The organism is Nocardia abscessus (assembly GCF_015477775.1).
In the GTDB taxonomy this organism is placed as follows: Bacteria; Actinomycetota; Actinomycetes; order Mycobacteriales; family Mycobacteriaceae; genus Nocardia; species Nocardia abscessus_A.
Window position 1 is genome coordinate 1 of sequence record NZ_JADLQO010000029.1, and the last position, 13,470, is coordinate 13,470.

A 13,470-nucleotide genomic window follows, 5' to 3' on the forward strand; every position below is an offset into this window, starting at 1 on the left:
GCCACCGACCTCTTCGACGAACCCACCATCCACACCCTCGGCCACCGCCTCCAACGCATCCTCACCACCATCGCCACCAACCCCCACACCCTCATCGGCGACATCGACATCCTCGACCAAGCCGAGCGGGAGCGGATGGCGGCCGCGGCCGAGTCGGTGAACGTGGAGGCGCCCGCGGCCACCGCGGGCACGGCGCTGACCCAGGCACTGGCGGCCGCCGTCGAAGACGATCCGGACGGACCCGCCGTGGTCTCCGGTGAAAACGCCCTGTCCTACCAGGATCTCGACGCCCGCTCGTCGCGGTTGGCGCGGGTGCTCATCGCACGCGGATGCGGACCCGGCGCGGGTGTGGCGGTGCGGCTGGACCGCGGGATCGAAGCCGTCATCGCCAGCTGGGCCGTACTCAAAGCAGGCGCCGCGGTGGTACCGGTCGACGCACTCGACGCGGCGCTGCCGGACGACCTGGAGATCAAGGTCGGCTTGACGGTCGGCGATTCGCGCTCGATCGGCGCGGTCGACTGGCTGGCGCTCGACGACGCCACCGTCGCCGCCGAGATCGCCGCCGAGTCCCCGCGCCCGGTCACCTACGCCCACCGCACCCGTGCGTTGCGCGGCAGCGACCCGGCGTTCGTCGGCGCACAGGTGTTCAGCTACGACGATCTGGCCACGGCGGCCGGACGGCTGCGCGCGCGCACCGAGCTGACCTTCGAGTCGCGCACCTTCCAGCACGGCAGCCCGCAGTCTGCGGCCGCGGTGGTCGAAGTGGTCGCCGCCGGATCGGTGGGCGCGTCGGTGGTGCTGGTCGACGCGGACGGCGAGCTGACCGAGTCGCTGGCCGACGAGTGGGTAAGCCATCTGGTGACGGATCGGACCGGGCTGGACACGCTCGACCCGACGGGGATGGAGGATTTGCACGCGGTGGTGCTCGACAATGGAGTCGGCGCGGTGCCCGTGGGACCCTGGACGAATGTGGCTACGATCGTAGAGTTCACCGAGTTGTTCGCCACCGAGTGAGGGCGATTCGCGGTCAGATGCAAGCCTCCTGTTGTGTGACCATGCACACAGCAGGTTGGTTTGCTGTATCAGGGCGTCCGCTGGAAATGTGTCATGGACGTGTTCTAACAGGCAGGATGTGCAGGGTTTTCATGTTTCGCTTGTCGGGGAATAGTCTGCCGGCTCTTGGATGGGGGACCAGGAAGCACGAAGCGGGGCTCGCGTGACGCGGCCCGCGCGGGTGCGGCCCACACGCACCCGGCGACCTAGGGTCACCACCCTCCCACAACTGATGGCAACCGCCGTCGAAGCCCATCCGACCGGCACCGCGGTTGTCTTCGCCGACGCGGTCAGCTCTCGCGGGCACCTCACTTACGCGGAACTCGACGCCGCATCCACCCGGCTGGCGCGTCTGCTGATCGATCGTGGCGTGGGTCCGGAGGATCTGGTCGCGGTCGGGATTCCGCGGTCGGTCGAGTCGGTGGTCGCGGTCTGGGCGGTGGCCAAGACCGGTGCGGGGTTCGTTCCGGTGGATCCGAACTACCCGGCCGATCGCGTCGAGCACATGGTGAAGGACTCAGGCGCCGTGCTGGGGCTCGCCATCGCGCGCGTGGTGGCGGACCTGCCCAGCGAGATCGAATGGCTGATCATCGATTCCGACACCTGCGCCCAGCAGTTGGAGCAGTACCCGACCGAACCGGTCACCTACGCGGATCGGCTGCGGCAGCTGCGCGCGGAGCATCCCGCTTATGTCATCTACACCTCGGGGTCGACCGGCATGCCGAAGGGCGTGGTGGTCACGCAGGCGGGGTTGGCGAGTTTCTGTGCCGAGCAGCGTGATCGGTATCGGGTGACGAGTGCGTCGCGGACGTTGCATTTCGCGTCGCCGTCGTTCGACGCGTCCGTGCTGGAGTTACTGCTCGCGCTGGGCGGCGCGGCCACCATGGTCGTGGTCGCGCCGACGGTCTACGGCGGTGACGAGCTGGCGGCGCTGTTGCGCCGGGAGGCCGTCACGCACGCGTTCATCACTCCCGCGGCGCTCGCGTCGGTGGACCCGACGGGTCTGGACGAGTTGCGTGTGGTGGTGGCCGGTGGCGAGGCGTGCCCGCCGGAGCTGGTGCGGCGCTGGGTGCGTCCGATCGCCGACGGCGATCGTGAGTTCTACAACGGTTACGGGCCGACCGAGACCACGATCATGACGAACATCAGCGCGCCCCTGGTGCCCGGCGAGCCGGTGACCATCGGCGCGCCGATCCAGGCGACCACCGAGTACGTGCTGGACGAGCGCTTGGTGCCGGTGCCGATCGGTGTGGTCGGCGAGTTGTACATCGGCGGACCGCAGCTGGCTCGCGGCTACCAGTTGCGCCCCGGCCTCACGGCCGTGCGTTTCGTGCCGAACCCGTTCGACCCGAACCACTCTCGGCTCTACCGCACCGGTGACCTGGTGCGCTGGACGCCGAACGGTGAGCTGGAGTACCTGGGCCGCAACGATTTCCAGGTGAAGATCCGTGGTTTCCGGATCGAGCTGGGTGAGATCGACGCGGTGCTGGCCGCGCACGAGACGGTCGACTTCGCGGTCACCGTCGGGCACCAGTTGGACAGTGGCGCGACGATTCTCGCTTCCTACGTGCACGCCGCCAGTGGTCGCTCGATCGATGCCGACGAGCTGATCGGGCATGCCGAACGCAGTCTGCCGGTGCACATGGTGCCGACCTCGCTCACCGTGCTGGAGGAGATCCCGCTGACGCCGGTGGGCAAGCTGGATCGTCGTGCCCTCCCTGCCCCGCAGTTGCAGACCAAGGAGTTCCGGGCGCCCTCGGGCCCGCTCGAGCAGTTGGTCGCCGGCGTCTTCGGTGACCTGCTCAACGCGGGCGACGAGATCGGCGCGGACGACGACTTCTTCGAGCTGGGCGGCAATTCGCTGATCGCGACGCAGGTCGCGGCCCGGCTCGGGGCGTCGATCGGCGCGCGGGTGCCCGCGCGCACGGTGTTCGAAGCGCCGACGGTCGCGCTGCTGGCGGCCCGGCTCGCCGAATTCGACAGCGGCGCCGCTCGTCCCGCGTTGGTGGCGGTGGAGCGTCCGGAGCGGGTGCCGTTGTCGTTGGCGCAGCAGCGGATGTGGTTTTTGAATCAGTTCGATACTGGTTCTGCGGCGAACAATATTCCGTTCGCGGTGCGGTTGTCGGGTGTGTTGGATGTGGCGGCGTTGCAGGCGGCGGTCGCGGATGTGGTCGAGCGTCATGAGACGTTGCGGACGGTGTATCCGGCGGTGGACGGTATGGGTTATCAGGTGGTGGTGCCCGCCGCGCAGGCCGTCCCCGACCTGACGCCGCACAGCCTCACCGCCGACGAGCTTCCGGACTGGCTGCGCACCTTCGCCGTCGCCGGTTTCGACGTGGCGGCCGAGGTGCCGCTGCGGCTTTCGCTCGCACGCGTCGGCTCCGACGACTACGTGCTCGCCGTCGTGGTGCACCACATCGCGGCCGACGGCACGTCCATCGCGCCGCTGGTGCGCGACCTGATGACCGCGTATGTCGCGCGCAGCGCGGGCGCGGCGCCCGACTGGGCTCCGCTGCCGGTGCAGTACGCCGACTACACCCTGTGGCAGCGCGCCGTGCTCGGCGACGAGAACGACCCGCGCTCCGTGGCCGCGACACAGATCGCTTTCTGGCGCGACGCGCTGGCGGGCATTCCGGATCGGCTCGATCTTCCGATGGATCGGCCGCGGCCCGCGTCGGCCTCCGGGCGCGGCGGCGTGTTCACCTTCACCGTCGACGCGCCGACCAGAGACCGGCTCGACGATCTCGCGCACGCTCGCGGCGCTTCGCTGTTCATGGTGGTGCACGCCGCCTTCGCGGCGCTGCTCGCCCGGCTGTCGGGTTCCACCGACATCACCATCGGCACGCCGGTCGCCGGTCGCGGCGAGGCGGAACTCGATGATCTGGTCGGCATGTTCGTCAACACGCTGGTGTTGCGCACCGAAGTCGATCCGGCGGCGTCGTTCGCCGAACTGGTGACGGCGACCAAGGAGCGCGACCTCGCGGCGTTCTCGCATGCCGAGTTGCCGTTCGAGCGGTTGGTCGAGGTGCTCGACCCGGTACGATCGCAGGCGCATCATCCGCTGTTCCAGGTGGCGCTGTTCTTCCAGAATATGGATCAGGCGCAGCTCGAGCTGCCCGGCCTGTCGGTCGGCGCGGTCGAATTCGACGGCGCGGTGGCGAAATTCGATCTGCAACTGACCCTCACGCCGCAGGAGGGTCCGGACGCGGGCCTGGCGGCGATGTTCACCTATGCCGCCGATCTGTTCGACGAGCAGACGGTGGCCGAATTCGCGGGCCGCCTGAACCGGCTGCTGCGCGCGGTCGCCGCCGATCCCGATCGCGCGCTGGGCGAGATCGAGCTGCTCAGCGTGGTCGAGCGGGATCGCATCCTGCACGAGTGGAACGACACCCGCTATCCCGTCCGCTCGGAGCTGCTGCTCGACGGTTACCGCCGTGCCGTCGACGCGCACCCGGACCAGGTCGCGGTGGTGTTCGAGGGTGTGGGGCTGACGTATCGGGAGTTCGATGCGCGGGTGAATCGTTTGGCGCGGTTGTTGATTTCGCAGGGTGTGGGTGCGGAGTCGTTGGTGGGGTTGGCGGTTCGTCGGTCGTTGGATCTTGTGGTGGGGATGTATGCGATCGTGGCGGCGGGTGGGGCGTATGTGCCGTTGGATCCGGATCATCCGGCCGAACGCATCGCGCACATCCTCGACACCGCCCGCCCCGTTCGCGTCGTGACCACCAGTGCGGACGCGGCGGCTCTCTTCGGTGACGTCCCGACCCTCGCCGTGGACACGCTGGATCTCGACGGATTCGACGACAGCCCGGTGCGTGCGGAGGAGTTGGTGCGCCCGGTGTTGCCGGACCACCCGGCGTACGTGATCTTCACCTCGGGGTCGACCGGCAGGCCGAAGGGTGTCGCGGTCTCGCATGCGGCGATCGACAACCAGATCGCCTGGATGCTCGCGGAATACCCGCTGGGTCCGGACGACGTGTACCTGCAGAAGACCGCGACGACGTTCGACGTCTCGCTGTGGGGCTACTTCATGCCGCTGCGCGTGGGGGCGAAACTCGTCGTCGCCACGCCGGACGGCCATCGCGATCCCGCCTATGTCGCGGAAACCATTGCCGCGCAAGGCGTGACGGTGACCGACTTCGTGCCGTCCATGCTGACGGTCTTCGCCGCGCACACCGCGCCGGGAAGCTGCCCGACGCTGAAACACGTCTTCGTGATCGGCGAGGCGCTGCCGCCGGAGACCGTCGCGGCGATGCAGGCGGTGTCCGACGCGGCTGTGCACAACCTCTACGGGCCCACCGAGGCCGCGGTCTCGGTGACCTACTGGCCCGCGGCGGCGGACGAGCGTTCCGTCCCGATCGGCTTGCCGCAGTGGAACACCCAGGTCTACGTGCTGGATTCGTGGTTGCGGCCGGTCCCGGTCGGTGTGCCGGGCGAGCTGTATCTCGCCGGTGATCAGCTGGCACGCGGTTATGTTCAGCGTCCCGACTTGACCGCGGACCGGTTCGTGGCCAACCCGTTCGCATCGGGCGAGCGGATGTACCGGACCGGCGACCTCGTCGTGTGGCGCAAGGACGCCGACGACGCGGTGCTCGATTACCTCGGCCGGACCGATTTCCAGGTGAAGTTCCGTGGTCAGCGGATCGAGCTGGGCGAGATCGAGACGGCGCTGCTGGCGCAGCCCTCGGTGAGCCAGGCGGCCGCACTCGTCGCGCCGTCGTCGCTGGGCGATCAGCTCGTCGCCTATGTCGTCCCCGCTCCGGGAGACCGGATCGACGCGCAGGCACTGCGGTCCGCGATCGGTGAATCTTTGCCCACCTACATGGTTCCGGCCGCCATCGTGGCGCTGGCGGAGTTCCCGCTGAACTCCAGCGGCAAGCTGGACCGCAAGGCGCTGCCGGAGCCGACTTTCGAGAGCAAGCATTTCCGTGCGCCTGCGACCGCGATCGAGGAGATCGTGGCCGGAGTATTCGGTGAGGTCCTCGGCTTGGGCCGGGTCGGCGCGGATGACGATTTCTTCGCGCTCGGCGGTAACTCCCTGGTGGCCACCCAGGTGGTGGCGCGTCTGGGTGCCGCGGTCGGCGCACGGGTGGCGGTGCGGACGTTGTTCGAAGCGCCCACGGTCGCGGCCCTGGCGGCGGCGCTCGAGTCACGCACGCACGGTGAGCGTGGTGTCGAGTTGGGGAGTATCGCTCGTCCCGACCAATTGCCGTTGTCGTTGGCGCAGCGGCGGATGTGGTTCCTCAACCGCTTCGACCAGACCGACGATGCCGGGGAACAGATCGGTTCGGCCGCCTACAACCTCCCGTTCGCGCTGCGCCTGACCGGTGCATTGGACGTTGCTGCACTGGGCGCGGCACTGAACGACGTGGTCGCGCGCCACGAGGTGCTGCGCACCGTGTATCCGGAGACTCCGGATGGTCCGGTGCAGGTGGTGTTGCCCGCGGGCCGGGTTGCCCTGGACCTGACTCCCCGAGTGCTGGCCGAGACCGATGTGGCGAGCACCGTGTACACCCTGGCCGCGGCCCCCTTCGATGTGACGGCCGAGGTGCCGCTGCGGGCGACGCTCATTCAGCTCGACGGTGCGCCGGATACGTTCGTGCTCGCCGTGGTGGTGCATCACATCGCGGCGGACGCGTCGTCTATGGGGCCGCTGGTGCGGGATGTGATGGTCGCGTATGCGGCGCGCACCTCCGGTGACGCACCGGGGTGGTCGCCCTTGCGTGTGCAGTACGCGGATTACGCGTTGTGGCAGCGTGCGGTGCTGGGTGCGGAGTCCGATCCGGAGTCGGTTGCGGCTGCGCAGATCGGGTTCTGGCGTGCGCAACTGGCCGGTCTCCCTGACCTGCTGGAGTTGCCGACAGACCGGCCGCGACCTGCGGTGGCGTCCATGGCCGGTGCACGGGTGGATATCGAGATCGATGCCGCGACCCACGCCGGACTCGTCGAGTTGGCGCGTGCGCACGGCGCGACCTTGTTCATGGTGGTGCATACGGCGTTCGCCGTGTTGCTGGCCCGACTGTCCGGCAGTTCGGATATCGCGATCGGAACACCTATCGCGGGTCGTGGTGAGCGTGCGCTCGATGACCTGATCGGCATGTTCGTGAACACCGTGGTCTTCCGGACGCGGTTCGAGCCGGGTGAGTCGTTCGCCGCACTGCTGGGCAGGCAACGTGAATCCGATCTGCGGGCGTTCGCGCATGCGGACGTGCCGTTCGAGCGTTTGGTCGAGGTGCTGAATCCGCCGCGGTCGACGGCGCACCATCCGTTGTTCCAGGTGGGGTTGTCGTTCCAGAACATCGCGCGGACCGCGTTGGAGCTGCCCGGGTTGACGGTGGCCGGTGTCGATGCCGATTTGGATGTGTCGCAGTTCGATCTGCATCTGATCGTCGGTGACGCCTACGAGGAGTCGGGTGCGGCTGCCGGTATCGGTGGGTTCTTCACGTATGCGACCGACCTGTTCGACCGTGCGACCGTGGACGGTTTCGCGGCGCGCTTCTCGCGCATCCTCGCGGCGGTGGTCGCCGATGCGAACACCACGGTCGGCGATATCGAACTGCTCGCCGATGCCGAACGGCACGACGTGCTGGCGCGCTGGAACGCGACCGACCAGAGCGTCGACGCGAGCGCGACACTGGTCTCGCTGCTCGACGGAAGCGTCGCGGCGGACCCGCGCTCCACGGCCATCGTCGCCGACGAGGTCGGCGGTGAGCGGGTCGAGCTGACCTACGCCGAACTCGACGCCAGGGTGAATCGACTTGCCCGGCATCTGATTTCGTCGGGCGTCGGACCGGAGTCCAGGGTCGCGCTGGCGCTGCCTCGTTCGGTGGATCTGATCGTGGCGATGTACGCGGTGGCGAAGTCCGGTGGTGCGTATGTGCCGGTGGATCCGGATCAGGCTGCCGAGCGCACGAGTTACATCCTGGAGACGGCGGCACCGGTCTGTGTGCTGACCAACGCTGAGGCGAAGTTCGATACCGATGTCGCGCCGGTGGTGCGGATCGATGAACTCGATCTGGCAGCAGTGGCCGCCGAGCCGGTCACCGATGCCGAGCGGGTTGCCCCGTTGCGTCCGGAGAACACGGCGTACGTGATCTTCACGTCCGGTTCGACGGGGCGTCCGAAGGGTGTGGCGGTGCCGCATGGCGCGATCGCGAACCAGTTGCAGTGGAAGAACATCGAGTTCGGTTTGGACGCTGCGGATGCGATTCTGCTGAAGACCGCCGCGACGTTCGACCTCTCGGTGTGGGAGTTCTGGTCGGCGGCGGTGTGTGGTGGTCGTTTGGTCATCGCATCGCCCGACGGTCATCGGGATCCGGCGTATCTGAACGAGTTGATGGCGCGTGAGTGGGTCACCACGTTGCATGTGGTGCCGTCGATGTTGGATGCGTTGTTGACGGCTGGTATGCCGAATTCGCTGTGGCGGGTGTTGGCGATCGGTGAGGCGTTGCCGGGTTCGGTGGCGCAGCGGTTCTTGCGGGAGAACCCGCGCACGGAGTTGTTCAACCTGTACGGTCCGACCGAGGCGGCGGTGTCGATCACCAGTCACCGGGTCACCCTCGCCGATGAGACGTCGGTGTCGATCGGTGCGCCGGAGTGGAATAGCCGTGTGTATGTGTTGGATGCGCGGTTGCGTCCGGTTCCGGTGGGTGTTTCGGGTGAGTTGTATTTGGCTGGTGCGCAGTTGGCGCGCGGGTATTTCGGTCGTGCGGATCTGACGGCGGATCGTTTTGTGGCGAATCCGTTCGAGTCTGGTGTGCGGATGTATCGCACGGGTGACTTGGTTGCGTGGAATAGCAACGGTGAGCTGGAGTATCGGGGTCGTACGGATTTCCAGGTGAAGATCCGTGGTTTCCGTATCGAGCTGGGTGAGATCGAAGCTGCTTTGTTGGCGTTGCCGGTGGTCGCGCAGACGGCGGTGATCGCGAAGTCGGATCCGAGGACCGGTGACCGTCTGGTGGCTTACCTGGTTGCCGCGGATGTTGATGCCGGTGTCGATGTGGCGCAGGTGAAGTCCGAACTCGCCGCTGGTTTGCCGTCGTACATGGTGCCGTCGGCGTTCGTGGTGTTGGATGCGTTGCCGTTGAATGTGAACGGCAAGTTGGATCGCAGGGCGTTGCCGGAACCGGAGTTCGAGGTTCAGGTGTTCCGTGCGCCCTCGACTCCGATCGAGGAGATCGTGGCGACGGTGTTCGCCGAGGTGCTCGGTGTGGAGCGTGTCGGCGCGGATGATGATTTCTTCGCTTTGGGTGGTAACTCGTTGTTGGCGACGCAGGTCGCGGCGCGTATCGGCGCGGCGCTGGACACCCGCGTCCCCGTCCGCACGATCTTCGAGGCGGCGACTGTCGCCGGTCTGGCCGCGAAGGTCGAGCAGCACGCGGGCAGCGGCGGACGCAAAGCTCTGGTCGCGGGTCCGCGACCGGAGCGGATTCCGCTGTCGCTGGCACAGCAACGCATGTGGTTCCTGAACCAATTCGACCCGGCGTCGTCGGTCTACAACATCCCGGCCGCCATCCGCCTGACCGGAGAGTTGGACGTCGCCGCGCTGCGGCAAGCGGTCGCGGACCTGATCGCGCGCCACGAGATCCTGCGCACGATCTACCCGCAGTCGCCCGAGGGCCCGGTACAGCAGGTGCTCGCGGTGGACGAGGTGCCGATCAGCCTGATCCCCACCCGCGTCGAGGCGGCGGATCTGGTCGCCGCGGTGACCGCGGCCGTCACGGCCGGATTCGAGGTCACCACCGAGGTCCCGTTCCGGGTGGAGCTGTTCGAGGTCGCGTCCGCGAGCGCGGACGACCCCACCGAGCACGTGCTCGCGTTCGTCGCGCACCACATCAGCTCCGACGGCTGGTCGCTCGGACCCCTCACCCGGGATCTGGTCCTGGCCTACGAGGCGCGCAGCAGAGGCGAGGCGCCGGCCATGGCCCCGCTGCCGGTCCAGTACGCCGACTACAGCCTCTGGCAGCGCGAGGTGCTCGGTTCGGAGACCGACCCGCACAGCCTGATCGCGCAGCAGGCCGAGTACTGGCGCGGCGCGCTCGCCGGCCTGCCGGACGAACTACCGCTTCCGGCCGACCGGCCCCGGCCCGCGCAGGCGTCCTATCGCGGAGCGAGCTTCGCCTTCGACATCGATGCCGAGCTGCACGCCGGGCTCGAACGCCTCGCCCAGCAGCACAATTCGACGCTGTTCATGGTGGTGCACGCCGCGCTCGCGGTGCTGCTGGCCCGGTTGTCGGGCACCTCGGACATCGCCATCGGCACGCCCGTGGCCGGGCGGGGCGAGGCCGAACTCGACGACCTGATCGGCATGTTCGTCAACACCCTGGTGCTGCGCACCGAGGTCGAGCCGGGCACGCCGTTCGAGGCGCTGCTCGCGGAGGTCCGCCGGACCGACGTCGCCGCGTTCGGCCATGCCGACCTGCCGTTCGAGCGCCTGGTGGAGTTGCTCGACCCGGTCCGCTCGGCGGCGCGGCATCCGCTGTTCCAGGTGATGCTGGTGCTGCAGAACCTCGCGCCCGCGACGCTCGAACTGCCCGGTCTCACGGTGTCCGGCATCGATCCGCAGGTGTCGGCCGCCAAGTTCGACTTGCAGGTGACCCTGGCCGAACAACCAGGTGCACAGGGCATCTCGGTGGTGGTCGGCTACGCGACCGACCTGTTCGACGAATCGACCGTGCGCGACTTCGCGAGCAGGTTCCGCCGTGTCCTCGCGGCGGTCGTGGCCGACGCCACCGCCGCGGTCGGCGACATCGACGTGCTCGCGCCCGGCGAACGCGACCAGATCCTCAGCGCTTGGAATGCGCAGGGGGCGTGGGTCCCCGGCGCGACGCTGCCGGATGTGATCGCCGAGCAGGCGTGGTTGCGTCCGGACGCGGTCGCGATCCGCTTCGGTGACCGGTCGCTGACGTTCGGTGAGTTGCAGCGCCGTGCGAACCAGGTGGCGCGGGCGTTGATCGCGCAGGGTGCGGGCCCGGAATCTTTGGTGGCTGTGGCGGTGTCGCGCACCGAGGAGCTGCCGGTCGCGTTGTTGGGTGTGTTGACCGCGGGTGCGGCGTATCTGCCGATCGACACCAGTTATCCGGTGCAGCGGTTGGAGTTCATGCTCGAAGACGCCGCCCCGGTGTGTGTGCTGACCACCGCGGCGCAGTGTGAGGCGGTGCCGGCTGGTGAGCTGCCGGTGGTGCTGTTGTCGGAGGCCGGTGCGTATTCTGAGGCGCCGGTGGGTGATGCGGAGCGTGTGGCTCGGTTGCGCCCGGACAATTTGGCGTATGTCATCTACACCTCCGGCTCCACCGGTGTGCCCAAGGGTGTGGGTGTCGCGCACCGCAATGTGGTGGAGTTGTTCGCCAACACGCAGCCGCTGTTCGGGTTCGACGAGACCGATGTGTGGACGTTGTTCCATTCGTTCGCGTTCGATTTCTCGGTGTGGGAGTTGTGGTGCGCGCTGGCGCACGGTGGCAGTGTGGTCGTGGTCGACTATGTGACTTCCCGCTCGCCGGAGCAGTTGCGTGAACTGCTGGTCCGGGAGCGGGTCACGGTGCTGAATCAGACTCCTTCGGCGTTCTATCAGCTGGTGGAGGCCGATCGGGTGGCGGGTGCGGGTGAGCTCGCGTTGCGGTATGTGGTGTTCGGTGGTGAGGCGCTGGATCTGCGCAAGCTGGGCCGCTGGTATGAGCGCCACGACGCTTCGACGCGGTTGGTGAACATGTACGGGATCACCGAGACCACGGTGCATGTGTCGTTCCTGCCGCTGGGGGAACGCGACGCGCGGGACGCGGCCAGTGTGATCGGGCGGGCGATTCCGGGTTTGGATGCGTTCGTGCTGGATCGGCGGCTGCATCCGGCGCCGGTGGGTGTGCCGGGTGAGATCCATGTGGTCGGCGCGCAGTTGTCGCGCGGTTATCTGGGCCGGCCGGGATTGACGGCGACGCGTTTCGTGGCGAATCCGTTCGGTGCGCCGGGCTCGCGGATGTACCGCAGCGGCGATATCGGCCGCTGGCGCGCGGGCGAGGACGACGCCACCTTGGAGTACGCCGGGCGTGGTGATCAGCAGGTGCAGTTGCGGGGGTTCCGTATCGAACTCGGCGAGATCGAAGCGGCGCTGCTGCGCTGCGACGGTATCGGGCAGGCGGTCGCGCTGGTACGCGACGACGAGCATGCCGGTGAGCGCCTGATCGGTTACGTGGTCGCCGACATCGGCGTGACCATCGACCCTGCGGCGGTCAGGGCCGAGGTCGCCGGGTTCCTCACCGGCTACATGGTGCCGGACGCGGTGGTGGTACTGGACGCGCTGCCGCTGACCCCGAACGGAAAACTGGACCGGCGGGCCCTGCCCACGCCGGAGTTCGGCGGCGGAGCCGTCTACCGTGCGCCGGAGACGGCGACCGAGCAGGCGGTGGCCGCGGTGTTCGCCGAACTGCTCGACGCCGACCGGGTCGGACTCGACGACGACTTCTTCGCCCTCGGCGGCAACTCGCTGCTCGCGGCGCAGGTGGTCGGACGGCTGCGCGACGCGACCGGAGCGACGGTGCGCGTGCAGTGGTTCTTCACCGACGCCACGGTGGCGGGCCTGGCCGCCCGCATCGACACGGGCGACGCCGACGCCACCGCCGCGCTGGACGTGTTGCTGCCGATCCGCGCGGGCGGTTCGGCGGCCCCGCTGTTCTGCCTGCACCCCATGTACGGCTTGGCCTGGTCGTACGCGGGACTGGCCCAGTTCCTGCCTGCCGAGCAGCCGATCCTCGGCTTGCAATCACCCGCGCTGTCAGAGGACGGCGAGCTGCCCGGTTCGCTGGCCGAGCTGGCCGAGCGCTACCTGTCCGAGATCAGGACGGTCCAACCCCAGGGCCCGTACCGATTGCTCGGCTGGTCGCTCGGCGGTGTGCTCGCCCATGCCATCGCCACCAGGTTGCAGGACGCGGGCGACGAGGTGGAACTGCTGGCCATGATGGACAGTCATCCGAATCCGGACGTCGTCGGCTTCCGCGCCGCGGTGCGTGGCGCCCTGGCCGAACTCGGTCTGGGCACGGTGCTCGCCGAGGGGGATGATGTCTACGAACTCGACGACGAGGCGTTGGCCACACTGCACGCCATGATCCCGGCGGAACTCGTCGCGGTGACCCCGCAGCGGCTGCGCCGGATCTACCGCAGCGCGGTCCGCTCGGCGGAACTGATCGCCGAGCACCGGCCCGGGGTATTCCGCGGCACCGTGCAGTACTTCAGCGCGGCCGTCGCCGACCCCACCGACGAGTTGCGCGCCGCAGCGGCGGACTGGTGGCCGTACGTGCAGGGCATGGTCGTCGACCGGCCGGTCGAGGTCACCCACGCCCGGATGGCCGCGCCGGAGGCGCTGGCGGTGATCGGCCCGCAGCTGGCCGCGCTGCTCGACGGTCGCCGCTGATCGTTCCGGCCGACGTCGCG

Annotated in this window: 2 protein-coding genes; both read left to right on the plus strand. The window is 68.5% G+C overall.

Translation table 11 applies throughout. The features are described 5' to 3' along the window. Positions 1 to 1,014 (plus strand): AMP-binding protein (locus IU450_RS37725; protein WP_195154506.1); only part of this gene is annotated, 1,014 nt, incomplete at its 5' end. Positions 1,015 to 1,183: 169 nt separating this feature from the next. Further along, positions 1,184 to 13,450 (plus strand): amino acid adenylation domain-containing protein, encoded by a 12,267-nt coding sequence (locus IU450_RS37730; RefSeq protein WP_416382944.1) that lies wholly within the window; start codon positions 1,184 to 1,186, stop codon positions 13,448 to 13,450. The last annotated feature ends 20 nt before the right edge of the window (positions 13,451 to 13,470 follow it).